22 protein-coding genes and 1 pseudogene are annotated in these 23026 nt (G+C 72.1%); 6 read left to right on the forward strand and 17 right to left on the reverse strand.

The window, feature by feature from the left end; all coding sequences use genetic code 11:
* Positions 1 to 161: 161 nt before the first annotated feature.
* Positions 162 to 1082 carry an invasion associated locus B family protein gene (locus HGN31_RS01050; protein ID WP_168782066.1) on the forward strand — a complete coding sequence of 307 codons (921 nt, stop codon included), beginning with the start codon at positions 162 to 164 and terminating at the stop codon, positions 1080 to 1082.
* Between the two features lie 99 nt (positions 1083 to 1181).
* Here the strand turns inward: HGN31_RS01050 and HGN31_RS01055 are convergent, their stop codons facing one another.
* The 5 genes and pseudogenes from HGN31_RS01055 to rpiA form a co-directional block, all read right to left on the reverse strand.
* The gene (locus HGN31_RS01055) at positions 1182 to 2579 is read right to left on the reverse strand and encodes a Do family serine endopeptidase (protein ID WP_244961183.1); all 1398 of its coding nucleotides are present in this window, start codon (positions 2577 to 2579) and stop codon (positions 1182 to 1184) included.
* 915 nt (positions 2580 to 3494) lie between these two features.
* Positions 3495 to 4290: pseudogene (gene hflC, locus HGN31_RS01060) on the reverse strand (protease modulator HflC); the annotation flags it as partial.
* 61 nt (positions 4291 to 4351) lie between these two features.
* A complete protein-coding gene (gene hflK / locus HGN31_RS01065) occupies positions 4352 to 5707 on the reverse strand; it encodes an FtsH protease activity modulator HflK (RefSeq protein WP_168782068.1) in 1356 nt (451 codons plus the stop codon).
* Positions 5708 to 5835: 128 nt separating this feature from the next.
* Positions 5836 to 7215 (reverse strand): glutathione-disulfide reductase, encoded by a 1380-nt coding sequence (gene gorA / locus HGN31_RS01070; RefSeq protein ID WP_168782069.1) that lies wholly within the window; start codon positions 7213 to 7215, stop codon positions 5836 to 5838.
* On the reverse strand, positions 7212 to 7940 hold the full coding sequence (rpiA, locus tag HGN31_RS01075; RefSeq protein WP_036702066.1) for a ribose-5-phosphate isomerase RpiA: 729 nt from the start codon (positions 7938 to 7940) through the stop codon (positions 7212 to 7214). Before rpiA ends, gorA begins: the two co-directional genes overlap by 4 nt.
* A 140-nt stretch (positions 7941 to 8080) precedes the next feature.
* Here rpiA and HGN31_RS01080 point away from each other — a divergent pair, with 140 nt between their 5' ends.
* The 3 genes from HGN31_RS01080 to HGN31_RS01090 are packed head-to-tail and all read left to right on the forward strand — an operon-like array spanning position 8081 to position 10214.
* Complete coding sequence (locus HGN31_RS01080) at positions 8081 to 9253, forward strand: bifunctional 2-C-methyl-D-erythritol 4-phosphate cytidylyltransferase/2-C-methyl-D-erythritol 2,4-cyclodiphosphate synthase (RefSeq protein WP_168782070.1); 1173 nt, start codon at positions 8081 to 8083, stop codon at positions 9251 to 9253.
* Positions 9253 to 9741 (forward strand): phosphatidylglycerophosphatase A family protein, encoded by a 489-nt coding sequence (locus HGN31_RS01085; protein ID WP_168782071.1) that lies wholly within the window; start codon positions 9253 to 9255, stop codon positions 9739 to 9741. The genes HGN31_RS01080 and HGN31_RS01085 overlap by 1 nt, the downstream gene beginning before the upstream one ends.
* Positions 9741 to 10214: a CinA family protein gene (locus tag HGN31_RS01090; RefSeq protein WP_168782072.1), complete on the forward strand. Its 474-nt coding sequence runs from the start codon at positions 9741 to 9743 to the stop codon at positions 10212 to 10214. The genes HGN31_RS01085 and HGN31_RS01090 overlap by 1 nt, the downstream gene beginning before the upstream one ends.
* On the opposite strand, the gene HGN31_RS01095 is transcribed toward HGN31_RS01090, so the two are convergent.
* From HGN31_RS01095 to HGN31_RS01140, 10 genes are all read right to left on the reverse strand, one after another.
* Positions 10211 to 11242: a threonine aldolase family protein gene (locus HGN31_RS01095; RefSeq protein ID WP_168782073.1), complete on the reverse strand. Its 1032-nt coding sequence runs from the start codon at positions 11240 to 11242 to the stop codon at positions 10211 to 10213. The two genes, HGN31_RS01090 and HGN31_RS01095, sit on opposite strands and share 4 nt — an antisense overlap.
* A complete protein-coding gene (locus HGN31_RS01100) occupies positions 11239 to 11679 on the reverse strand; it encodes a YcgN family cysteine cluster protein (RefSeq protein WP_168782074.1) in 441 nt (146 codons plus the stop codon). Before HGN31_RS01100 ends, HGN31_RS01095 begins: the two co-directional genes overlap by 4 nt.
* Positions 11679 to 12620, reverse strand: coding sequence for a bifunctional riboflavin kinase/FAD synthetase (locus HGN31_RS01105; protein WP_168783764.1), 942 nt, complete (start codon positions 12618 to 12620; stop codon positions 11679 to 11681). The genes HGN31_RS01100 and HGN31_RS01105 overlap by 1 nt, the downstream gene beginning before the upstream one ends.
* A gap of 53 nt (positions 12621 to 12673) precedes the next feature.
* Positions 12674 to 13132: a MaoC family dehydratase gene (locus HGN31_RS01110; RefSeq protein ID WP_036702086.1), complete on the reverse strand. Its 459-nt coding sequence runs from the start codon at positions 13130 to 13132 to the stop codon at positions 12674 to 12676.
* 142 nt (positions 13133 to 13274) lie between these two features.
* Positions 13275 to 13808, reverse strand: coding sequence for a VOC family protein (locus HGN31_RS01115; protein WP_244961084.1), 534 nt, complete (start codon positions 13806 to 13808; stop codon positions 13275 to 13277).
* Positions 13805 to 14665, reverse strand: a complete 861-nt coding sequence (locus HGN31_RS01120; protein WP_168782075.1) for a TIGR01459 family HAD-type hydrolase — start codon at positions 14663 to 14665, stop codon at positions 13805 to 13807. The genes HGN31_RS01115 and HGN31_RS01120 overlap by 4 nt, the downstream gene beginning before the upstream one ends.
* Before the next feature lie 88 nt (positions 14666 to 14753).
* Positions 14754 to 15671, reverse strand: coding sequence for a manganese-dependent inorganic pyrophosphatase (locus tag HGN31_RS01125; protein WP_168782076.1), 918 nt, complete (start codon positions 15669 to 15671; stop codon positions 14754 to 14756).
* 169 nt (positions 15672 to 15840) lie between these two features.
* Positions 15841 to 16530 (reverse strand): DUF1345 domain-containing protein, encoded by a 690-nt coding sequence (locus tag HGN31_RS01130; RefSeq protein ID WP_036731281.1) that lies wholly within the window; start codon positions 16528 to 16530, stop codon positions 15841 to 15843.
* Between the two features lie 3 nt (positions 16531 to 16533).
* Entirely contained in the window at positions 16534 to 16875 is a 342-nt protein-coding gene (locus HGN31_RS01135; RefSeq protein WP_168782077.1) for a DUF4440 domain-containing protein, read from the reverse strand.
* On the reverse strand, positions 16872 to 17969 hold the full coding sequence (locus HGN31_RS01140) for a TraB/GumN family protein (protein WP_168782078.1): 1098 nt from the start codon (positions 17967 to 17969) through the stop codon (positions 16872 to 16874). The genes HGN31_RS01135 and HGN31_RS01140 overlap by 4 nt, the downstream gene beginning before the upstream one ends.
* 236 nt (positions 17970 to 18205) lie before the next feature.
* Between HGN31_RS01140 and HGN31_RS01145 the strand changes: the two genes are divergently transcribed.
* Both HGN31_RS01145 and groL read left to right on the forward strand, forming a co-directional pair.
* A complete protein-coding gene (locus tag HGN31_RS01145; RefSeq protein ID WP_036702044.1) occupies positions 18206 to 18493 on the forward strand; it encodes a co-chaperone GroES in 288 nt (95 codons plus the stop codon).
* Positions 18494 to 18538: 45 nt separating this feature from the next.
* Positions 18539 to 20185: a chaperonin GroEL gene (groL, locus tag HGN31_RS01150; protein ID WP_168782079.1), complete on the forward strand. Its 1647-nt coding sequence runs from the start codon at positions 18539 to 18541 to the stop codon at positions 20183 to 20185.
* A gap of 349 nt (positions 20186 to 20534) precedes the next feature.
* On the opposite strand, the gene HGN31_RS01155 is transcribed toward groL, so the two are convergent.
* Positions 20535 to 21404 (reverse strand): hypothetical protein, encoded by an 870-nt coding sequence (locus tag HGN31_RS01155; RefSeq protein WP_211096313.1) that lies wholly within the window; start codon positions 21402 to 21404, stop codon positions 20535 to 20537.
* 74 nt (positions 21405 to 21478) lie between these two features.
* Positions 21479 to 23005, reverse strand: coding sequence for a Ppx/GppA family phosphatase (locus HGN31_RS01165; RefSeq protein ID WP_036702040.1), 1527 nt, complete (start codon positions 23003 to 23005; stop codon positions 21479 to 21481).
* Positions 23006 to 23026: the final 21 nt, after the last annotated feature.

A 23026-nucleotide genomic window follows, 5' to 3' on the forward strand; every position in this document is an offset into this window, starting at 1 on the left:
CGATGGAACGCCCGTGTGACCCAGCACCCCCTGCCCCGCGCGGGTCGCCGCCGGCTCTACACAAAGGTGACTGCCCCACCCCTGACAGTCCCGATCCGGCGTGTTACCAGCGCGGCCAGCGTCTTTCGCGCTGACAGCGCCCTGCCCTGAAAGGAACAGACATGGCTCGAACCTCAACCGCCGTCCTGGCCGCACTGCTGGCCGTCGCGCCGCTCGCCGCACTGGCGCAGACCGCGACCGATGCGACGACGACCGCCCCGGTCGTGGTGCCGCCCGCACCCGCCGCGGCCGAAGCCGTGACCGACGCCGCCACCGACGCCGCCACCGCCGCCGCGACCGAAGCCGCCAAGGACGCCACCGCGACCGCGACCGAGGCGGCCAAGGATGCCGCGGCGACCGCGACCGACGCGGCCAAGGCCGCCGAAGCCGCCGCCGACTCGGCCGCCGAAGCTGCGAGCGATGCTGCCGCGGCCGCCGAGGCCACCCCGGCTGCGACCGCCCCCGCGGCGACGCCCGAGGCCGGCGCCGCCCCCGCGGCTGACGCCGCCGCCGCCCCTGCGGCCCCGGCCGCAGAGGCCCCGGCGGCCGGCGCCGCCCCGGCTGCGCCCGCCGCGGATGCGGTCGGCAGCTACTACACCAAGTCGACCCACGACGACTGGCTGCTGCGCTGCCTCAAGACCGCCGACGGCAAGGACCCGTGCGAGCTCTACCAGCTGCTCAAGGACGAGGGGCAGAAGCCGGTCGCGGAAGTCTCGATCATCCCGTTCTCGGGCAAGGCCGCGGCGATCCTGAACTTCGTCGCCCCGCTCGAGACCGACCTGCAGGCCGCGCTCGGGCTGCAGATCGACACCGGCAAGGAGCACCGCTACCCGTTCCTCGTCTGCGCCCCGATCGGCTGCGTCTCGCGCATCGGCATGACCGCCGACGAGCTGGGCGCGATGAAGCGCGGCAGCTCGGGCAAGGTCACGCTGCTGCCCTTCGGCGCCGACCCGGCCAAGGACCTCGTGAATCTGACGATGTCGCTCAAGGGCTTCACCGCGGGCTTCACCGCGCTGGAAGCCACGGTCGCGACGAACCAGTGAGCCCTGCCCCCGCGGTGCGCGCCCGACGCGCGCGCCGCGGACCGGATGAAGAAAGGGGCGCCCGCGGGCGCCCCTTGCGTGCCGGCGTGGCGCGCGGCCTTACTCGATCGACAGCGCCATGAAGCGCGGCTCGCCCTCGCGGCGGATCAAGAGCAGCACCGACTTGCGGCCCGCGTCCTTCGCCTCGGCGATGCGCGCGTTCAGGTCGGCCAGCGTCGTCACCGGCTGCTGGCCCGCCTCGACGATCACGTCGCCGGTCTGCAGCCCCTTGGCCGAAGCGTCGCTGGTCGCGTCGATGTCCTGCACGACAAGGCCCTTGGCCCCCTCGGGCAGGCGCAGCCGGGCGGCCAGCTCGGGCGTGATCGGCACCAGCGTCATGCCGAGGACGGTGCGGCCGTCACCGCCCTGCGACTGAGCGCCGTCGTTGCCCTCGCCGCTGCCGTCGGCGTCGGCCAGCTCGCGCCGCCCGAGGGTAATCTTCAGCTCGACCGGCTGGCCGGCGCGCTGCACGGTCACGTCCACGGCCTCGCCCACCGGCGCGTCCGCCACCCGGCGTACGAGGTCGCGGGTGTCGGCCACATCGCCGCCGGCGAAGCGGGTGATGATGTCGCCCGCCTTCACCCCGGCGTCGGCCGCGGGCCCCGCGGGCACGTCCGTCACCATCGCCCCGGTTTCCGAGGCGAGCCCCAGCGAGGCGGCGATGTCGGGCGTCACGTCCTGGATCTTGACCCCCAGCCAGCCGCGGCGCGTCTCTCCGAACTCGCGCAGCTGGTCGACGACCTTGCTGACAACGTTCGAGGCCATCGAGAAGCCGATCCCGATCGAGCCGCCGTTGGGCGACAGGATCGCGGTATTCACGCCCACGACCTCGCCCGCCATGTTGAAGAGCGGCCCGCCCGAGTTGCCGCGGTTGATCGCGGCGTCGGTCTGGATGAAGTCATCATAAGTGCCGGTCAGCGCCCGGCTTTTCGCCGAGATGATCCCGGACGAGGCCGACAGCCCCTGCCCCAGCGGGTTGCCGAGCGCCAGCACCCAGTCGCCCACCCGGGCGCTGTCCGAGTTGCCGAACTTGACGAAGGGCAGCGGCTTTTCCGCCTCGACCTTCAGCACGGCGATGTCGGTGGTGGGGTCGGTCCCGACCAGTTTCGCGGGCAGCTTGGCGCCCGAGTAGAACTCGATCTCGATCTCGTCGGCGCCGTCGATGACGTGGTTGTTGGTGACGATGAACCCGTCGGCCGAGACCACGAAGCCCGAGCCGAGCGCGTTCGAGCGTTCCTGCTGCATCGGCCCGCGGTTGCCGAAGGGCGAGCCCTGGTCAGGCCCGCCGGGGATTCCGGGCACGCCCGGAATGCCGAAGTCGCGGAACAGGTCCGAGAACGGGCTGCCCTCGGGGAACATCGGCCCCTGCGCCACGGGGCGCGAGACGACCGCGGTGGTCGTGATGTTCACGACCGCCGGGCTGACCTGGGCCACGATGTCGGCGAAGCTGTCGGGCATGACCGACTGGCCGCTGGCGACCGGTGCCTTCTGCACGTCGATCGGGGCGTTGGCGTTGGCGGCCTCGGGGACCTTGCCGTTCATCGGCTGGTCGGGGGTGGTGGTCGTCTGCGGCATGTCCTGCGGCGCCATGGCGCTGCCCGCGGGCGGCAGGACCTGCTGCTCGACGCCCGGCGGCGGCGCGGGGGGCGTCGGCTGGGCCTGCTGGGCCAGGCCCGGCGCAGCCAGCGCGAGCGTCAGCGCGAGGGTCGAGGCGGCGAGCCCCGTGCGCCGGGTAAGTCCGTGGAATGTCATGCGTTTGATCTCCGTCAGGTGACCGGATCGTGAGCCCGTCCGGCGGCGGGTCGGGTGCGGCCAATGTGGTCGCTCGTGGCGACAAGGCAACAGTGCGGATCGTCATTTCATCGTGAGGGGCGCAGGCGGTTGACGCAAGCGCCGAGCGGACGGGGCGACGCGAAAAGGCGCAGCCCCGGGGGGCTGCGCCTCGATCCCTGCGCGATGGCGGGACGCGTCAGTTGGCCGGCGGCACCGAATCGGCCGGGGCGGCGGGGGTCGCCACCGGGTCCGCGGCAGGCGCCGTAGCTTCGGGCGCCGGCGCCGGCGCGTCGGCCGGGGCCGTAGTGGCGGGGACGGTGCCGGGGGCCGCGTCGGTCGCGGTGCCGACCGCAGACTCACCCTCAAGGCCCGGGACGGTGCCGACCGCGTCGGGAACCGCGATGGTCGCCTCGCCCGGCTCGCTTTCCGCGCCGCCCTCGGCGCGGGCGGCGGTCGCCGCAGCCGCCTCGGCCGCCGCGGCGGCCTGGGCGGCGGCTTCGGCTGCGACCTCGGCCGTCGAGGGCGCGTCGGCGGGCACGGCCGCTGCGACCTCGGGCGGGACCGCGACCGGGCTCACCCCGTTCGGATTGCCGCCCGCGCCGAGGTAGCTGAAGAACTCGCCTTCGGGGTTGATCACGAGCGAGCTGTTCTGCCCCCGCAGCGCCCGCTCATAGGCGGTCATCGAGCGGGTGAAGGCGAAGAACTCCGGGTCCTGCCCGAAGGCCTGGGCGTAGATGGCGTTGCGCTGCGCATCGGCCTCACCGCGGACGATCTCGGACCGGCGGCGGGCGTCCGAGGTCAGCTCGACCACCGTGCGGTCGGCGGTGGCGCGGACGCGCTGCGCGGCCTCGCCGCCGCGGGCGATCTCGTCGGCGGCCTCGCGCTCGCGCTCGGCCCGCATCCGGGCGTAGGTCGCGGTCAGGTTCTGCTCGGGCAGGTCGGTGCGGGTCAGGCGCACGTCGATGATCTGCACCCCGAGCGCCTCGGCCTCGCCGCGGGCGGCGTCGCGGATCTGGCCCATCAGGTTGGTGCGGTCCTGCGACAGCACCGCGGTCGAGGGCACCGAGCCGAGCACCTGCCGGATGGCGTTGTTGAGGATGCCGGCGAGCCGGTTCTGGGCGAAGTCGATGCCGCCCTCGCCGGTGGCCCGGCGGAAGGTCACGGGGTCGTTCACCTGCCAGCGCGCGAAGGCGTCGACCACGAGGCGGCGGTCATCGAGCGGCGTGACCTCCATCGGGTCGGTCGGCAGGCCGAGGATGCGCGCGTCATAGCGCACCACCCGGTCGATGACCGGCATCTTGAAGCCGAGGCCTGGCTCCTCGCGGACCGCCACGACCTCGCCGAAGCGCAGGACGAGCACCTTTTCGCGCACGTCGACGATGTAGATCGAGGCCATCACCAGAAGGCCGACGACGACCACGACCGGCAGGGCAAAGAAGGAAAGCGCGCGGCGCATGTCAGTTGCCCCCCATCACGGTCTGGCCCGGCAGCGCCGGGGTTGCGGACTGGTCCACGGGTCCGGTCTGGCCCATCTGCGGGGCCACCTGCCCCGTCTGTTGGCCCATCTGCTGCTGGCCCACCTGCCCGCCCTGCGGGCGGAGCTGGTCGAGCGGCAGATAGGGCACGACGCCCTGCCCGCCCTGGGCGCTGCTTTCGATGATGACCTTGTTCACGCTGCCGAGCACGCGCTCCATCGTCTCGAGATACATCCGCCGCCGGGTGACGTCCGGGGCCTTGACGTATTCCTCGCGCACCGAATTGAAGCGCGCGGCCTCACCCTGGGCGTCGTTGACGGCCTGGGCGCGATAGGCCTCGGCCTGCTCGACCATCGCCGCGGCCTCACCGCGGGCGTTGGCGAGCACGCGGTTGGCATAGGCGTCGGCCTCTTTCTCAAGCCGGTCGCGTTCCTGCTGGGCGGCCTGCACCTCGCGGAAGCTGTTGATCACCTCCTGCGGGGGGTCGGCGCGGCCGAGGTTCACGCGGACCACGTTGATCCCCGACTGATAGCTGTCGAGCGTCGCCTGGATCGCCATCTCGGCGTCCCGGGCGATCTGGCCGCGGTCGCGGTTGAGGATCGGGGCGAGTTCCGAGCGCGCCACGATGTCGCGCATGGCGCTTTCGGCGACGGCGCGGATGGTGCCCTCGGGGTCGGCGAGGTTGAACAGGAATTGCTCGGGGTTCGAGACGTTCCAGACCACCTGATAGCTCATGTCGACGATGTTCTGGTCGCGGGTCAGCATCAGCCCGCTGTCAAGCGCGTCGCGCCCGGCGCCGATCTCGATCGTGCGTTCGCCGGTGACGGCGACAAGCTGGCGGGTGACCAGCGGCCAGGGCGCGAAGTTCAGACCCTCGTCGCGGACGGCATAGGGGCGGCCGAACATCAGCTCGACCGACTTCTCGCCGGTGTCGACGGTATAGAAGCTCGAGGCGGCCCAGAGGCCGACGGCGACCAGCGCCGCGATCCCCCACTTGCCACGGTCCATCCGCGGCAGGGTCGGGCCGGTGCCCATCGGGCCGCGCGGCCCGCCCGGACGCGGCGCGCCGTCGCGCCCGCCCATCAGCACGCGCAGGCGGTCCTGGCCCTTGCGCATCAGCTCTTCGATCTCGGGCACCTGCGTCTCGGGCCGGCGGCCACCCTGCGGCGGCTGCTGCTGTCCCCCCGGCTGGCCCCAGGGCCGCGGCGTCTCGCCCCGGTCGGGGCGGCCCCCGTCACGCCCCCCGTCGCGCCCGCCCTCGGGGCGCGGAGGTTGCGGGCGCGGCGGACGCTCGTCGTCGTTGCCGCCGCTGCCGCCGCCCCAAGGTCCTTGTGCCATCGTCACGCCTTTCGTCCAAACTCTGGTCCTAACTAGGGGGAAACCCCGTGAGGACAAGTGCCAACCGCCCCGAACCTCGGCCGCGGGCTCCCCGCCCGCCGCGCCGCAGGTCACCCGGGGCCGCCCTCTCAGACCGTGGCGCCCCCGGCCCGGCGGACCGGCGCGCGCATCGTCACCAGCTCTTCGGCCAGCGTCGGGTGGACCGCCATCGCCGCATCGAACTGTTCCTTGGTCGCCCCCATCCCCATCGCCACGGCGACGAGCTGGATCATCTCACCCGCCTCGGGCGCGAAGATGTGGCAGCCGAGAACCCGCCGCGTCCGGTCGCAGACGATCAGCTTCATCAGCGCCCGCGCCTCGGACCCGGCGAACAGCGACCGCATGGGGCGGAAGCTCGCGGCATAGACCTCGATCGGGCCCTGTTCCGCGGCCTCTTCCTCGGTCAGGCCGATGGTGCCGAGCTCGTGCGGGCGCAGATAGACGGCGCTGGCGATCAGGCTGTGATCGACGCAGCGCGGCTGGGCGCCGAACACGGTGTCGGCGAAGCTGTGCCCCTCGCGGATCGCAACCGGGGTCAGGTTCACCCGGTCGGTCACGTCGCCCACCGCGTAGATCGAGGGCACCGCGGTCTGCGACCACTGGTCCACCTCGATCTGGCCGCGCGCGCCCACGATGACGCCGGTGTTTTCCAGCCCCAGCCCGCCAGTGTAGGGCGCGCGGCCTGTGGCGAACATCACCGCGTCATAGGTCTCGGCCCCGCCGCCCGAGAAGCTGGCGCGGATGCCCGCGCCGTCGCGGTCCAGCCGCGTCGGGCTGTCGTTCAGCCGCAGGGTGATGCCCAGGTTCTCGATCTGGTGGGTGGCGAGCGTCCGGCACTCGCCATCGAAGCCGCGCAGCAGCTTGTCGCCGCGATAGGCGATGGTGGTGTCGCAGCCGAGACCGTTCAGGATCGTCGCGTATTCGCAGGCGATGAAGCCGCCGCCGACGATCAGCACCCGCGCGGGCAGCGTGTCGAGATCGAACAGGTGGTCCGAGATCAGCCCCAGTTCCTCGCCGGGGATGCCGGGCAGGCTCGGGCGCCCGCCGACCGCGATCAGGATGTGCTTGGCGGTCAGGCGCGTCCCGTCGGCCAGTTCGACCGTGTGCGGATCGGCGAGCTTCGCGCGCTGGGGGTGGATGTCCACGCCCGCGGCGCGCAGCCCGCCCGCGTAGAGCCCCTCGAGCCGCGAGAGTTCCTCGTGCAGCTTGCCGCGGAAGAGCGGCCAGTCGAAGCGCCCCTCGGTCGCCCCGGACCAGCCGTAGCCGCGCGCCTCGACGGCGGCGGCGGGGGCGCCCGAGGCGAAGATCATCAGCTTCTTCGGCACGCAGCCGCGGATCACGCAGGTGCCGCCCATGCGGCTTTCCTCAGCCAGCCCCACGCGGGCGCCGTGCTGCGAGGCGGCGATGCGGGCGGCGCGCACGCCCCCCGATCCGCCGCCGATCACGAAGAGGTCGTAGTCGAAGCTCATGTCAAATCCTCGGTCCGGGTCAGCTCGATGACCGAGCCGTCCGGGCTGCCGATCAGCGCCAGCTGGCACATGTTCAGGAAAAGCCCGTGCTCGACCACGCCCGGCACCGCGTTCAGCCCGCGCGCCAGCGCCGCGGGGTCGGGGATGCACTCGAGCGACAGGTCGAGGATCAGGTTGCCCTCGTCGGTGCGGAACGCCGCGCCGTCACGCTGGCGCACCAGCATCGGGCGCTGGCTCAGATCCATCGCGTCGAGCAGGCGCTGGATGTGGATGCGCGTCGCCTCGACCCCGAAGCCCAGCACCTCGACGGGCAGATGAAAGGCGCCGAGCTGCTCGACCACCTTGGTCGGGTCGGCGATGACCACCATCCGGTCCGAGGCCGCGGCGATGATCTTTTCGCGCAGATGCGCGCCGCCGCCGCCCTTGATCAGGTTCAGGTCGGGGTCGATCTCGTCCGCGCCGTCGAGCGTCAGGTCGAGCCAGCCGATCGCGTCCAGCTCCTCGATCTGGATGCCTAGCTGGCCGGCGAGTTCGCAGGTCGCCCGGCTGGTCGCGGCGCAGCGCAGGCGCAGCCCCTCGGCGCGGATGCGCTCGGCCAGGCGATGGACCATGAACACCGCGGTCGAGCCGGTGCCGAGCCCGAGGCGCATCCCGTCCTCGACCAGCGCCACCGCGGCGCGGGCGGCGGCGTCCTTGGCGGCATCCGAGGGGGTGGGGTCGGCCATGGCGGGCTCCTTGTCGCGGCGGCGGGTGATGCGAAGGGGATATAGCGGCGATCCGGCCCGGGTGCGAGGGGGGGGGGCGATGGGAGCCCGCCCGCGGGGCGCGGTTGCGACCCGGGCGGGCTTGGCGTATCCGCAGGGCGATGCGCAACGGTCCCCCTTCCCCCCTGCCGCCCCTTGCGGCCACCACGGCGGTGCTCGTCACCGGCGCCGGGCGCGGCACGCGGATGGGCGGCGCGGCGCCGAAGCAGTGGCAGAGCCTCGCCGGGCAAAGCGTCATCGCCCGCAGCATCGCGGCCTTTCGCGGCTTCGCCCGGGTGGTGGTCATCGTCGCCCCCGAGGACATGGAGCGCGCGGTCGAGGAACTCGCCGGCCCCGTGGTGCTGGTCGCGGGCGGCGCCACGCGGTCCGAGAGCGTCCGCGCCGGGCTCGAGACGCTCGAGGGCGCGGGCGTGACCCGTGTGCTCATCCACGACGCGGCCCGCCCGCTGGTCTCGCAGGCGGTGATCGCCCGGGTCCTGACGGCGCTGGCCGAGGGGGCGCCCGCCGCCGCCCCGGCCCTGCCCGTCACCGACGCGCTGTGGCGCGGCGCGGGCGACCGGGTGACGGGGTTTGCCGCCCGCGACGGGCTGTTCCGCGCCCAGACCCCGCAGGGCTTCGCGCTCGGCCCCATCCTCGCCGCCCATCGCGCCGCGACCGAGGGGGCGGCCGACGACGTGGAACTCGCCCGCCGCGCCGGAATCGAGGTCACCATCGTCGCGGGCGACGAGGACAATCTGAAACTGACCTATCCCGGCGATCTCGAACGCGCCGGACGGATAATGGAGGCCGGCATGGATGTGCGGCTCGGGAACGGCTACGACGTGCACGCCTTCGGCCCCGGCGAGGGCGTCTGGCTCTGCGGGGTGCTGGTCCCGCATGAGCGCGGGCTGGTCGGCCATTCCGACGCCGACGTGGGGATGCACGCGCTGACCGACGCGATCTACGGGGCGCTGGCCGAGGGCGACATCGGCCGGCACTTCCCGCCCTCGGACCCGCAGTGGAAGGGCGCGGCGTCCGAGATCTTCCTGCGCCACGCGGCCGAGCTGGCGCGGTCGCGCGGCTTCCGGCTCGGCAACGCCGACGTGACGCTGGTCTGCGAGCGGCCGAAGATCGGCCCCCACGCCGCCGCCATGCAGGCGCGGCTGGCCGACATCATGGGGGTCGAGCCCGCCCGCGTCAGCGTCAAGGCGACCACCTCGGAACGGCTCGGCTTCACCGGGCGCGAGGAAGGCATCGCCGCCCTCGCCACCGCCACCCTGATCGGAGGCGTCTGATGGACCGCGCCATTGCCACCCTCTTCGGCATCGGCCACCTGCGCCCCGCGCCCGGCACCTGGGCCTCGGCGGTGACGATCGGGCTCGGCTACGCCCTGCACCGGGTGGGGCACTTCCCCCTCGTGGCGGCGGCGACGCTGGCGGCCATCGCGCTTGGGTTCTGGTCGGTGCGGCGGTTCACGGCCGGCATGGCCGACAAGGACCGCAGCGAGATCGTCATCGACGAGGTCGCGGGCCAGCTCATCGCCTTCTGCGCCGCCTCGGCGGGGTTCTGGTTCGCCGGGCTGCCCGCCTCGGTCATCCCCTGGCCGGGGCTGGTGGCGCCGTTCCTGTTCTTCCGGCTCTTCGACATCTGGAAGCCGTGGCTCGTGGGCCGCGCCGATGCCCGCGCGGACGCCGACGGGGTGATGCTCGACGACCTCTGGGCGGGGCTCTTTGCGGCGCTTGCCACCATCGTCGCGGCAGGCATCTCGCACGGGCTGATGTGATGGCCGAGGGGCTCGCGGCCGAGGTGCTCGCCGCCGCGCGCGCCCGGGGCGTGACGCTCGCCACGGCGGAAAGCTGCACCGGCGGGCTGATCGCCGCGGCGCTGACCGAGGTGCCGGGGTCGTCGGACGTGGTGGACTGCGGCTTCGTCACCTACTCGAACGCCGCCAAGACCCGGATGCTCGGGGTGTCGGCTGCGACGCTCGCCACCCACGGCGCGGTGAGCGAGGCGGTCGCGGCCGAGATGGCCGCCGGCGCGCAGGCGCGGTCAGGCGCCGGGATGGCCGTCGCGGTGACGGGGATCGCGGGGCCCGGCGGGTCCGAATTCAAGCCTGAGGGCCGGGTCTGTTTCGGCCTCGCCACGCCCGCGGGCGTGCGGACCGAGACGGTCGAGTTCGGCCCCCGCGGCCGCCACGCCGTGCGCGCGGCAACGGTCGAGCACGCGCTGCGGATGGTGCTGGGCGCGCTGGCTTAGAGCGCCGCCCCCAGCGCCGCGATCTCGGCGTCGGTGGTGGCCCAGCTCGTCACCAGCCGGATCGTCGCCGCCCCGGCGTCGTCGCCCTCGGCCGGCCAGTCGGCCGCGCGCAGGCCCGCAGCGCGCAGGCGGGCGATCTCGGGCACGGGAAGCCGCACGAAGATCTCGTTCGCCTCGACCGGGACCAGCGGGGTGTGGCCCGCTGCGGCGAGCCTTGCCGCCACCTCGCCCGCGGCGGCGTTGGCGTGGCGGGCGAGGTCGAGCCACAGCCCGCCCTCGAGCCAGGCCAGAATCTGCGCGGCGAGGAAGCGGTGCTTGGACCACAGATGCCCGGCCCGCATCCGGCGGAAGGCGAAGTCGCGGGCCCGGTCGGGGTCGAAAAACACCACCGCCTCGAGCGCGAGGCAGCCGTTCTTCGTCCCCCCGAGCGACAGCGCGTCGACGCCCGCGCGCCACGTCAGATCCCCGGGCGCCGCCCCGGTCGCCGCCACCGCGTTGGCAAAGCGGGCGCCGTCGATGTGGACGGCCATCCCGCCCTCGCGCGCGACCCCTGCCAGCGCCGCGACCGAGGCCGCGTCGTGGACCGTCCCCCACTCGGTCGCGTTGGTGATCGAGACGGCCGCGTTCCGCCCGTCGTGCTCGTCGACCTGCGGGTAGTCCGCGATCCGCTGGGCGAGCGTCGCCGCTGTCATCCGGCCCGCGTCCCCCTCGACCAGCGCCAGTTGCGCGCCGCCCGCCATCCAGGCCGGGGCACCGCTTTCCGAGGTCTCGATATGCGCGGTGCGGTGGCAGAAGATCCGCCCCCAGGGCGGGCAGAGCTGCGCCAACGCCAGCGCGTTCGCCCCGGTCCCGGTGCCGAGCAGGAACACCGCCGCGTCGGGCGCGCCCAGCATCTCACGCACCGCCTCGACCGCCTGCGCGGTCAGCGCGTCGCGGCCATACGAGGCGGCCGCCCCCTCGTTCGCCGCCGCCAGCGCGGCCATGATCCGGGGGTGGACGCCCGAGGCGTTGTCCGAGCCGAAGTTCATGACTGATCCTCGATCACATACTGGTCCCACTCGTCCTCGGTCACCGACAGCTCGCTGACCGTCCAGCCGCGGACCGAGGCGCCGGCGCGGTGGATCGCCTCGGGGTCGCCCGAGATCAGGTGGTGCCAGTCGTAGAGCGGCTTGCCCTCGGCGCGCAGCCGATAGGCGCAGGTCGCGGGCAGCCACCAGGCGATGTCGCGCAGCTTCTGGGGCGTCAGCACCACGCAGTCGGGCACGAAGTCGTGGCGGTTGGGATAGGACGAACAGCGGCAGCTCTGCCCGTCGAGCAGGCGGCAGGCGACGCGGGTGAAATCCACGCTGCCGTCGTCCTCGTATTCGATCTTGTTCAGGCAGCACTTGCCGCAGCCGTCGCAGAGCGCCTCCCACTCGGCGGCGCTGAGCTCGGCCAGCGGCAGTTCCCAGAAGCGCGGGCGCATCAGCCGGCCGCCAGGATGGCGCGGGCGCGGGCGGCGTCGTCGTCCATCTGCGCCACCAGCGCCTCGAGGCTGTCGAACTTCGCCTCGGGGCGAAGGTAGTCGACCAGCGCCACCGACAGATGCGCGCCGTAGAGATCGCCGGAGAAATCGAAGAGATAGGTCTCGAGGTTCGGGGTGTTCTCGCCGAACATCGGCCGCACGCCGAGGCTGGCGACGCCCCGATAATGGCCGCGGTGCGGGCCGGTCAGCACCTCGACCAGCACCGCATAGACGCCAAGCTTCGGCAGATGCAGCCCGTCCAGCGCCATGTTCGCGGTCGGATAGCCCAGCTCGCGGCCGCGCTGCGCGCCGTGCAGCACCTCGCCCTCGATCCGGTGCCAGTGGCCGAGCATCGCCTCGGCATCGCGCGGCCGCCCTTCGGAGAGCGCGACGCGGATCGCGGTCGAGCTGGCAGGCTCGTCGCCGCCGACCAGCGGCACGATGGTGACCCCGAAGCCCATCGCCTGCCCCAGCTCGGCCAGCGCGGCGCTGTCCCCGGCCCGGCCGCGGCCGAAGCGGAAATCGGCGCCCACGGCGACGTGGACGACGCCCAGCCCCTCGGCCAGCACCTCGCGGGCGAACTCTTCGGGGGTCAGCCCCGCGAGCGTCGGGCCGAAGGGCAGTTCGTAGAGCTGCGCCACCCCGTGCCGGGCCAGCCGGTTGGCCCGCGCCTCGGGGTTCATCAGCCGGAACGGCGGCTCGCTGCGCCCGGCGGCGCGGGCGAAATACTCGCGCGGATGCGGCTCGAACGTGACCGCCCCCAGCGGCGCGTCGGGCCGGGCGGCGCGGGCCGCGTCGATCACCGCGCGGTGGCCCAGGTGGACGCCGTCGAAATTGCCCATCGCCACGCTGGCGCCGCGCGCCGACGCTGGCAGGCCGCGCCAGTCGCGGTGGATATGCATGGGGGGGTTCTGCATCGGCCTCACGCGCGGGAGAGCGGGCCGGAGCGCGGCCCTCAGTCGAACTTGCGGGACGGCGCCAGAACCACCGCCTCGCCTTTCAGCACGACGGTATCGCCGACGAGGCAGCGGGTGGCAAGGGTGACCCGCCGGCGGGCATGGTCGATGGCGTCCACCTGCACCTCGGCCCGGACCACGTCGCCGGGGCGCACGGGGGCCATGAACTTGAGCGTCTGGCCCAGATAGACCGTGCCGTGGCCGGGCAACTGCTCGCCGATCACCGCCGAGATGAGGCCCGCGGTCAGCATCCCGTGCGCGATCCGCCCCTCGAAGATCGTGTCGCGGGCGTATTCCTCGTCCAGGTGCACCGGGTTGCGGTCGGTCGAGATGGTGGCGAACATCTCAATGTCGGCGTCCGTCACCTGCTTCTGCAGGGTGCGGATCATGCCCACCTCGAGGTCCTCGATGACGATGGTGCCCCGAAACTGGTTATCCCGCGGCGGATTGTCGAGCATCATGGGTATCCCCGGTTCGCTGGCCCGTTCACTGGCCCGTCAAAAGGCCCGTTCGCTGCATTGCGGCGTAACAGGTCGATGACCGTCGGGCAAGAATATACCGTCGTCGCGGCGTGGGGGATAATAATGTTGCGACGTCAGGTCACGGGGCGTCGGTGTCCGGCAGCGCGCCGCCCTCGGCCAGCAGCGCCGCGAGATCGAGGGGCGCGTTGCCCATCTGCACCCGGCCTTCCGCGTCCACCGGCCACTCCGCGGGCGGGCGGTCGCGGTAGAGCTCGACCCCGTTGCCGTCCGGGTCGCGCAGATAGAGCGCCTCGCTGACCCCGTGGTCGGCCGCGCCGTCGAGCGGGATGCCCGCGGCCAGCACCCGCGCCAGCACCCGCCCGAGCGCGGCGCGGTCGGGATACAGGAAGGCGCTGTGATAGAGCCCGGTGTGACCCGGCGGCGGGGGCGTGGCCCCGGCCGACTCCCACGTATTGAGCCCGATGTGGTGGTGATAGCCGCCGGCGCCGAGAAAGGCCGCGCGGGTGCCATAATGCTGCATCACCTCGAACCCCAGCACGCCCGAATAGAAGGCGATCGCCCGGTCGAGGTCGGCCACCTTGAGGTGGACGTGCCCCACCCGCGTCGCGGCGGGCGCGGGATCAGGCGGCGAGGCGATCGGGCGGGCGCTCACCGCAGCCGCCCGATGGCATAGGTCGGGGCGATGCCCTCGGCCTTGAGCCAGGCGCGCAGCAGGCTGTCCTCGGGTCGTTCCACGTCGCCCCCCATGTGCTCGGCCGCCAGCCCGCCGGTGACGAAGATCGAATCGATCCCCTGCGCGACGGCCCCTGCAACATCGGTGCCGATTCCGTCCCCGATGGCAAGCTCGCGCCCGCCGCTGACGCCCAGCCGGCGCCGGGCGAGGTCATAGATCGGCGCGTGCGGCTTGCCGAAATAAAGCGCCTCGCCCCCCATCCCTTCGTAGAGCTGGGCCAGCGCGCCGGCGCAGTAGAGCCGCTGTTCGCCGTAATCCACCACGATGTCGGGGTTGGCACAGAGAAGCGGCAGCCCGCGGGCCTGCGCGGCCTCCAGCCGGGCGCGGTAGTCCTCGGGCGTCTCGGTCATGTCGTCGTAGGGGCCGGTGACGACGATCCCCTCGGCATCCTCAAGCGCCACGCGGCGGATGCCGGGCGCGCGGGGATCGCTGGTCTCGGTGAAGAACCCGAGGTCGCGCTCGGGCCCGACGTGCCAGACGTTCTGCCCGACCCGGCCCGCGAACATCGCGTCCTGCGCCGCGTCACCGGAGGTCACGATGTCGTCCCAGGCGTCCTGCGGCACGCCCAGGCGGTCGATCTGCTCGGCCACGAAGCGGCGCGGGCGGGGCGCGTTGGTCATCAGCGCCACCTTGCCGCCGCCCTGCCGGAACGCCTGCAGCGCGGCGATGGCGGCCGGATAGGCCACCTTGCCGTTGTGCACGCAGCCCCAGAGGTCGCAGAAGAGCACGTCATAGCCGTCGGCGATCTCGGCCAGGCTGTCGATGATCCGGGTCATGTCCACCCCTTTGCTGGCCGCACCGTCGAGGCGCGGCGGATGTCTTGCGGGGTGTGGGGGTCGGACACCCCCACGCCGGCGGTCGTCCTCAGAGCTTCAGCGCCGGGATGATCTGCTTCTTGCGGCTGACGATCCCGGGAAGGATCACGCTGTCGCCCTCGACCGGGACGCCGAAGGACGCGGCGGCGACGGCGCGCACGAAGTCGTTGGGGACCAGCAGGGTCGAGCGCTCGTTCAGGATGTCGACGATGAACAGCATCACCTCGTCGGCGCCGTCCTCGGCCGCGACGCCCGGCATGGCGGCCAGCAGTGCCGCCTTGCGATCGAGCAGCACCTGCGGGGCGGTGGTTTCGAGCACCGAGATCCGCATCTGCTTGCCGCCGAGCTCGTATTCCTTGCTGTCCATCTTCAGCAGCGCCGCGTCCGAGAAGGACGAGACGTCCGATTTCGCGGTGAACATCTCGGTGGCGTATTCGGGGATCGAGAGGCCGAGCTCGCCGGCCAGCTTCTCGGCCACCCAGCGGTCATGCGGCGTGGTGGTGGGCGAGCGGAACTCGAGCGTGTCGGACAGGATGCAGGTCAGCATCACGCCCTTGACCCACGCCGGCGCCCGGTCGAGGTCGCCGCCGATCAGGTCGTGCATGATCGTCGCGGTGCAGGCCAGCGGGCGGATGGTGATGTTGATCGGCAGCCGGGTCTTGATCCCGCCGGCGAGCAGGTGGTGGTCGATGATCTCGATCACCTCGGCGTCGTTGATGCCAGCGGGCAGCTCGGCCGGGTTGTTGGTGTCGACGATCACGCACTGGTCGCCGGGCGCGAGGTCGGCGATCACCTCGGGCAGGTCCAGCCCCCAGCGGCCCAGCATCCACACGGCCTCGGTGTTCGGCGTCCCCTGCAGCACGGCCTTGGCCGGGGTCTTGCGGACTTCGGACAGGTACCACGCCCAGATCAGCGGCGAGCCGGTCGAGTCGGTGTCGGGGGCCTTGTGGCCGAGAACCTGGATCATGTGAGACAGCCTTTGCGCAAAACGGGTCGGCGCGGGTTATAGGCGCGGGCCGCGTGCGGCTCAAGCGGCAGAGGGGTGTGAGCGAGAGCCTGCGGCGGAGGACCGGGGAGCCCTTGAGGCATGGGGCGCCGTTCCGTCCCCTCAGGCGGCGCCGGGCGCGTCCGGGCGCCTAGCCCCCCTGCCCCAGCGCAAGGCCGGCGTTGACGGCCAGCGCCACGATCACCGCATTATAGAAGAAGGTGAGCACCGAGTGCGCCAGCGTCACCCGCCGGAAGGGCGTCGAGGTCAGGCCCACGTCCGAGGTCTGCGCCGTCATCCCGAGGGTGAAACTGTAATAGAGGAACTCCCACGGGCCCGGCGCCGCGGGGCCGCCGGGAAAGTCGAGCCCGCCGCTGTCGCGCGCGCCCGTTTGGGTTGCCGTCCCGCCCGCTGCCCTGCCCGCGTCCCGGTCGGGGGTGTAGAACATCCGCGCATAGTGAAAGGCCATGACCGCGTGGACCGTCGCCCAGCCCAGCGGCACCGCCCCGAGCGCCAGCACCGGGCGCAGCCGCAGCGCCCCCGGATCGGCCGAGGCGAGCACCGTCTGGGCGATGGCATAGAGGCTGACCCCGACCGCGCCCGTCGCCATCAGCACGATCAGCGCCCCGCCCTCGTCGGCGTCGGCGAAATGCGCCCGCAGGTCGTCGCCGCTGCGGCCCCGCATCCAGATGGCGGTGGCCACCAAATAGACGACGAAGAAGAGGTCCGCCCCGATCAGGATGCGGTCGGTCGGCGTCAGCGCGCCGCCCAGCAGCGCCGCCGCCAGCCCCGCGGCGAAGGCGCCGTGAAACCGCGCGTGGCGGCGCAGCGAGCCGCGCAACCCTCAGTCCTCGGCCAACGGCGTCTGCTGGTGCTCGATCATCTGCCAGTCCTCGTGCTGGCGCACCCAGGTCGAACTGCAGAAGGCGCGGTAGGCGCGCCCGCCGCGACTGGCCGCGACGCGATAGGCCAGCACGATGCAGTCCTCGGTCTCGACGAAGCGGCGCTCGCCCAGCGTCACCCCCTCCCACCGCGGGCCGTCGAGCGCCGACAGGATGTCGCGGCCCTGCAGGATGCCGCGGGGCAGGATCATCACGCAGGCGGGGTGCATCCGGCGCCGCGCCTCGGCCGCGCCCATCGTCCACCACGCCGTCTCGTCGGCCCATCGGTTCTCGCTGCGGCTCATGACGCGCCCCCTGCCGTGATCGTCCACCCGTCCCGTTCGAGAAGCCGCAGCACCCCGTCCTCGCCCGGCAGGTGCAGCGCCCCGAAGGCCGCGACCACCGGCTTGCCGCGCGCCGCCGCGGCCGTCGCGGCCTCGGTCAACGGCGCGATCCAGCCCAGGTTGCGGCCGGTCATCAGCCGGTCCTCGGCCAGTTGCACCTGCCGGTCGACGCTCGCGCGGTCCATCCCGGCGTGGTCATAGGCGTCCAGCCGCCCGAACTCCCAGATCGCCCAGATGTCGCCGCGGAAATACGCCTCGATCGTGGTCGTCGCATAGTCTTCGGCCAGCCGCGCGGCGGGCAGCGCGGCGCGGATCATGTCCAGCTCTTCGGCGTCGCTCATGCCGTCGAAGAGGGTCAGCACCGTGTCCCACGGCTCGAGCGCGCGGACCGGCACGCCCGCGTCGGCCGCGACCTGCATCAGCCGGTGGTCGAGGCCCGCGGTGTCGCCCCGCGCCTTGATCTGGCCCATCATGCAGGGCGAGATCCCCAGCATCATCGAGACGTACCAGGGCCGCAGTCGGCTGACCATGACGGGCGGCATCCCGCGCGCGGACATGGCCTCGCCCAGCTCGCGCCACGCCGCGTCCCCGAGCCGTTCGGGCAACGTCGGCCCCTCGGTGTCCACCATCAGCGACGGGTCGCGGGCAAGTGCGGCGGTCAGGCGCTTCTCCTCATCGGGTCCGGCCTCGACCAGCATCGCGTCGGCCGAGGCGATGACCGGCGTCAGGGCCGCGACCATCGGGTCGTGGCGGGGGTCGTCGAAGTGATAGGTGCCGATGATCTCGATCCGCGCGTCGCCCTTGCGGGCGGTGAAGCGGGTGCCCTGCGCATAGGGCGTGGCGGCGACCGCGGCGTCGATGCGGGCGCGGGTCTCGGCCGGCAGGCTCTGCATCAGGTCGGCGCCGGCGCAGACGGCCGGCGGCGCGTCCTCCGCGGGCACGGCTTGAGCCACGCCGGGCGGCGGATCGGCGGTGGCCGCCGCCCCGGCCGAGGCGACCGCGCAGGCCGCAAGCGCCCCGACCACCGCCCCCCACATCCGCTCGTGCCAACTCATCTGCGCACCCCGCTCGCGCCCTGGCTTTCGCCGCAGCATGGCCCCGCGCCGCCTTGAGGTCCACCCCGTCCGGGCGCCGTCCCGCCGGCCGCGATCCGCGCTGATCAGCCCGCCCGCCGCGATCACGCCCCGTTGACAGGCCCGGATCCGGCCCCTACATCGCGGCCATTGGCACTCACCCCAATCGAGTGCCAACAGCACGCAACACTGCAACCTGAATAACCGGAGTGTTCACGATGGCATTCAAGCCGCTTCACGACCGCGTCCTGGTCCGCCGCGTCCAGTCGGACGAAAAGACCAAGGGCGGGCTGATCATCCCCGACAGCGCCAAGGAAAAGCCCTCGGAAGGCGAGATCGTCTCGGTGGGCGAAGGCGCCCGCAAGGACTCGGGCGAGCTGATCGCCCCCTCGGTCAAGGCCGGCGACCGCATCCTGTTCGGCAAGTGGTCGGGCACCGAAGTGACGCTGGACGGCGAAGAGCTGCTCATCATGAAGGAAAGCGACATCCTCGGGATCATCGGCTGATCCCTCGCAGGTAGCGCTTACAACCCTCTGACAAGGAAGAGATAAATGGCTGGCAAGGAAGTCAAGTTCAACACCGACGCCCGCGACCGGATGCTCAAGGGCGTCAACATCCTCGCGGATGCGGTCAAGGTCACGCTCGGCCCGAAAGGCCGCAACGTGGTGATCGACAAGTCGTTCGGCGCCCCGCGCATCACCAAGGACGGCGTCTCGGTCGCCAAGGAAATCGAGCTCTCGGACAAGTTCGAGAACATGGGCGCGCAGATGGTCCGCGAAGTCGCCTCGCGCACCAATGACGAGGCCGGGGACGGCACCACCACCGCCACCGTGCTCGCCCAGGCGATCATCAAGGAAGGCCTCAAGGCCGTCGCCGCCGGCATGAACCCGATGGACCTCAAGCGCGGCGTCGATCTGGCCACCGCGCGCGTCGTCGAGTCGATCAAGTCGGCCGCCCGCCCGGTCTCGGACTCGGCCGAAGTGGCCCAGGTCGGCACCATCTCGGCCAACGGCGAGAAGTTCATCGGCGAGCAGATCGCCGAGGCGATGCAGAAGGTCGGCAACGAGGGTGTCATCACCGTCGAAGAGAACAAGGGGATGGAGACCGAGGTCGAAGTCGTCGAGGGGATGCAGTTCGACCGCGGCTATCTCTCGCCCTACTTCGTGACCAACCCCGACAAGATGGTGGCCGAGCTCGAGGACGCCTACATCCTGCTGCACGAGAAGAAGCTCTCGTCGCTGCAGCCGATGGTCCCGCTGCTGGAAGCCGTCATCCAGACCCAGAAGCCGCTCTTGATCGTGGCCGAGGATGTCGAGGGCGAGGCGCTGGCCACGCTGGTCGTCAACCGCCTGCGCGGCGGGCTGAAGGTCGCAGCCGTCAAGGCGCCGGGCTTCGGCGACCGCCGCAAGGCCATGCTGCAGGACATCGCGATCCTGACCGGCGGCCAGGTGATCTCGGAAGACCTGGGCATGAAGCTCGAGAATGTCGGCATCGACATGCTGGGCCGCGCCAAGAAGGTCTCGATCAACAAGGACAACACGACCATCGTCGACGGGTCGGGTGAGAAGGCCGAGATCGAGGCCCGCGTGGCGCAGATCCGCCAGCAGATCGAGGAAACCACCTCGGACTACGACAAGGAAAAGCTGCAGGAGCGCGTGGCGAAGCTCGCCGGCGGCGTCGCCGTCATCCGCGTCGGCGGCATGACCGAAGTCGAGGTGAAGGAGCGCAAGGACCGCGTCGATGACGCGCTGAACGCGACCCGCGCCGCGGTGCAGGAAGGTGTCGTGGTCGGTGGCGGCGTCGCGCTGGTGCAGGCCGGCAAGGCGCTGGAAGGTCTGGAGGGCGAGAACGCCGACCAGAACGCCGGCATCGCGCTGGTCCGCCGCGCCCTCGAGGCCCCGATGCGCCAGATCGCCGAGAACGCCGGCGTCGACGGCGCGGTGGTCGCGGGCAAGGTCCGCGAGAGCCAGGACAAGAGCTTCGGCTTCAACGCCCAGACCGAAGAATATGGCGACATGTTCAAGTTCGGCGTGATCGACCCGGCCAAGGTCGTCCGCACCGCGCTCGAGGACGCCGCGTCGGTGGCCGGCCTGCTGATCACCACCGAAGCGATGATCGCCGAGAAGCCCGAGCCCAAGGCTGCCGCCGGCGGCATGGGCGGCGGCATGGGCGGCATGGGCGGCATGGACATGATGTGATGTCCCGCCCGGCCGTCTGACGGCTGGACAGGAAAGGCCGCCCCTCGGGGCGGCCTTTTTCTTTGGTGGGGCGGGGCAACCGGGGTGGATGCCTATCCCTGATGCGGTGTGGGGGTGGATGGTGCCCGGCCCGCTCGCGTGACTCGATGATGCCGGCTGACGACGCAGCGAGATCGGCTTCAATCCTGCACCGGGGCTTGAGGAAGGAGCCCACCGCCGGATTGCGGGCAATGGCCTCTCCTGCAGAGGTCGTTTCGCCGGACCGCCAAGCCACGTCCGCAACGGAAAGGGCCGCCCCTCGGGGCGGCCCTCGTCGCGGTCGCCTGTCGCAGCGAGCCGCCGCGTCAGGTCAATAGACGTTCTGCCAGGTCGTGAGGGTCACGTCCGCCGGTTCGTCGGTGCGGTTGCCGTTCAGGTCGTAATACGGCCCCTCGCCGTTCTCGGACAGGCGGATCGTCAGGCCGGTCGCGCCCGTCAGGGTGACGACATGGGTGCCGTCCAGCAGGATCTCGGTGCTGCCGTCCGACTCGACCACCTCGAACCGGGCGCCGAAGTCCTGGATCGAGGCGCTCTCGTCCTCGACCACCAGCGACAGGTGATCCTCGCCCTGCGCGAAGTCGCCGACCACGGCCGGGCCGGTGTCGGCGGGGGTCACCCAACCCTCCAGCTCGTCCTCACCGCTGCCGCCGGTGACCAGATCGAGCTGCGAGAACTGGATGCTGTCGTCCCCGGCCCCACCGTCCAGCGTGTCGGCCGCGTCGTCCACCCGCCACTCGTGCAGGTCGAACGAGGTCGGCGAGTCGGCAAGCCGGCTGCGCATCCCCTCGATGTCGTCGTCGCCGTCGCCGCCCGCCAGGCGCGTGGCGCCGTCGCCCGACACGAGGTGGTCGTCCCCACCACGCCCGTCCACGTCGCCGCCGTCGCCATAGGCCCGCACGTCGTCGGGGCCGTCGGTGCCGCGATAGACCTCGGCACCGTCGACGATCGTGGGCGAGTCGCCGGGTTCAGGCTCGGGCTCGGGTTCCGGCTCAGGCTCGGGCTCGGGTTCCGGCTCAGGCTCAGGTTCGGGCTCCGGCTCGGGCTCAGGCTCCGGGTCAGGCCCGGGCTCGGGCTCCGGCGCCACATCGTCATCGTCATCGTTATCGTCGCGGAAGGCGTCGGCGAGTGTGGCCACGCCAAACACCGCCAGAATCGGCAACAAAAGCCCCAGGTTTTCCATGATCTCTCCGGCGTTAGCGGCGGAAGACAATCACGGCGCCGTGACCTCGGGAAGATGTGCTGAAAGCGCAGCGCTCACTGCACCACGCACTCGACCCCCATTGCGCTGCAGAGCGACTGGAACCGCGCCGCCGCGACCTCACCCATCAGCGCCCGGCCGGTGCGGGTCAGCTTGAGGGTCAGGCGCTTGGCCTCGCGGTCGAGGATCAGCTCGCCCGCCTCGGATGGGTCGCCGACCGAGAACATCGCCCCGAACCGCATGGCCTTGCCCAGCGTCTCGGCGTCGCGGATCTGCGCCTCGTCGAGCAGCGTGAAGAGCGGCGCCATCGCCGACCCGGCCCGGCTGTTCTTGTAGCGGTGCAGAAGCGCGAGCCCCAGGAACACCCGCTCGGGGTGGCTGAGCGCCGCGAGATTGGCGCGCGTCACGTTGTCGAAGCAGGCCTCGGCCCGATAGTCCGGGTGCGCCCGCCAGCTCGTGTCGTGCAGGAGGCAGGCGGCCCGGATCAGCCGCTCGTGCGAGGGCGGCGCATCCGCAAACAGCGGCGACAGGAACTGGTAGAGCTTCTTGCCCGAGCCGGGGATGCGCGCCATCTGCCGCTCGGTGAACCGCGCCGCCTCGATCAGCGGATCGCGCTTGCGGATGCTGTCGGACATCTGCTCGTAAAGCAGCCCCTCGCGGATCCCGTAGGAGCTGATGGCGATCTCGGGCGGCGCGAGGGTCGAGACCAGCTCGCGCAGCACCTGCATCGCCAGCGGCACCAGCTCGATCCGGCCCGAGCCGATGCCGGTGCGCGACTTGAGGTCGGCGAGGCTCTGCTCGCCGATCCACTTGACGGTCGCCAGCACGTCCTCGGGGGTCATGCGGTATTCGTGCAGCACCGTCATCGGATAGGCCCGCCGCTCCATATCAAGCCGGGCGATGGCCCGCCACGAGCCGCCGACGAGATAGAGCCGCTCGTGATCGGTGCCGAAGCTTTCGGCCAGCCCGCCGACGATCCGCGAGATGTGCTTCTTGAGGTCCTTCGCCTCGACCTGCTGCAGGCGGAACGGCCCGAGCGGAGAGGTCGCGCGCCGGCCGATGGCGCCGTCGCCGACCTCGGCCAGCTCCATCGAGTTGCCGCCGATGTCGCAGACGAGCCCGCGCGCGTCGGGCCAGCCGAGCAGCACCCCCTGCGCCGACAGCCGCGCCTCTTCCTCGCCGTCGATCACGATCAGCTTGAGGCCGGTCTCCTTCGCCACGGCCTGGTGGAAGGCGGGCCCGTCCTCGGCCTCGCGCACGGCGGCGGTGGCGACGCAGGTCAGCGCCTCGATCCCCATCCCCTTGGCGAGCGCCGCAAACCGCCGCAGCGCGGCCATGCCGCGCACCACGCCCTCGGGGTTCAGCCGGCCGGTGGTGGCGAGCCCCTGCCCCAGCCCGGCCATGACCTTCTCGTTGTAGAAATAGGCCGGGCTGCGGGCGGCACCGTCGAACACCACCATGCGGATCGAGTTCGAGCCGACATCGACCACGCCCACCCGTTTCAGCTCGCGCGCCGGGCGCACCGGCAGCCCGCCCTTGCCGAAGGGCGAGACCTTCTGCCCCGAGGTCGTGGTCACGTTCATCCTGGTGTTCCTCGCGTGTGG

It is taken from the genome of Paracoccus sanguinis, assembly GCF_012689545.1.
Classification (GTDB): domain Bacteria; phylum Pseudomonadota; class Alphaproteobacteria; order Rhodobacterales; family Rhodobacteraceae; genus Paracoccus; species Paracoccus panacisoli.

Coding starts and splice junctions, on each gene's coding strand:
- HGN31_RS01105 (WP_168783764.1), bottom strand. CDS start 12,620: ATGCATATCCACCGCGACTGGCGCGGCCTGCCAGCGTCGGCGCGCGGC.
- HGN31_RS01155 (WP_211096313.1), bottom strand. CDS start 21,404: ATGGAAAACCTGGGGCTTTTGTTGCCGATTCTGGCGGTGTTTGGCGTG.
- HGN31_RS01140 (WP_168782078.1), bottom strand. CDS start 17,969: ATGAGTTGGCACGAGCGGATGTGGGGGGCGGTGGTCGGGGCGCTTGCG.
- HGN31_RS01050 (WP_168782066.1), top strand. CDS start 162: ATGGCTCGAACCTCAACCGCCGTCCTGGCCGCACTGCTGGCCGTCGCG.
- HGN31_RS01090 (WP_168782072.1), top strand. CDS start 9,741: ATGGCCGAGGGGCTCGCGGCCGAGGTGCTCGCCGCCGCGCGCGCCCGG.
- HGN31_RS01110 (WP_036702086.1), bottom strand. CDS start 13,132: ATGCTCGACAATCCGCCGCGGGATAACCAGTTTCGGGGCACCATCGTC.
- hflK (WP_168782068.1), bottom strand. CDS start 5,707: ATGGCACAAGGACCTTGGGGCGGCGGCAGCGGCGGCAACGACGACGAG.
- HGN31_RS01055 (WP_244961183.1), bottom strand. CDS start 2,579: ATGCCCGACAGCTTCGCCGACATCGTGGCCCAGGTCAGCCCGGCGGTC.
- HGN31_RS01135 (WP_168782077.1), bottom strand. CDS start 16,875: ATGAGCCGCAGCGAGAACCGATGGGCCGACGAGACGGCGTGGTGGACG.
- gorA (WP_168782069.1), bottom strand. CDS start 7,215: ATGAGCTTCGACTACGACCTCTTCGTGATCGGCGGCGGATCGGGGGGC.
- HGN31_RS01145 (WP_036702044.1), top strand. CDS start 18,206: ATGGCATTCAAGCCGCTTCACGACCGCGTCCTGGTCCGCCGCGTCCAG.
- HGN31_RS01085 (WP_168782071.1), top strand. CDS start 9,253: ATGGACCGCGCCATTGCCACCCTCTTCGGCATCGGCCACCTGCGCCCC.
- HGN31_RS01095 (WP_168782073.1), bottom strand. CDS start 11,242: ATGAACTTCGGCTCGGACAACGCCTCGGGCGTCCACCCCCGGATCATG.
- groL (WP_168782079.1), top strand. CDS start 18,539: ATGGCTGGCAAGGAAGTCAAGTTCAACACCGACGCCCGCGACCGGATG.
- HGN31_RS01125 (WP_168782076.1), bottom strand. CDS start 15,671: ATGATCCAGGTTCTCGGCCACAAGGCCCCCGACACCGACTCGACCGGC.
- HGN31_RS01165 (WP_036702040.1), bottom strand. CDS start 23,005: ATGAACGTGACCACGACCTCGGGGCAGAAGGTCTCGCCCTTCGGCAAG.
- rpiA (WP_036702066.1), bottom strand. CDS start 7,940: ATGGCCGACCCCACCCCCTCGGATGCCGCCAAGGACGCCGCCGCCCGC.
- HGN31_RS01100 (WP_168782074.1), bottom strand. CDS start 11,679: ATGCGCCCGCGCTTCTGGGAACTGCCGCTGGCCGAGCTCAGCGCCGCC.
- HGN31_RS01080 (WP_168782070.1), top strand. CDS start 8,081: ATGCGCAACGGTCCCCCTTCCCCCCTGCCGCCCCTTGCGGCCACCACG.
- HGN31_RS01120 (WP_168782075.1), bottom strand. CDS start 14,665: ATGACCCGGATCATCGACAGCCTGGCCGAGATCGCCGACGGCTATGAC.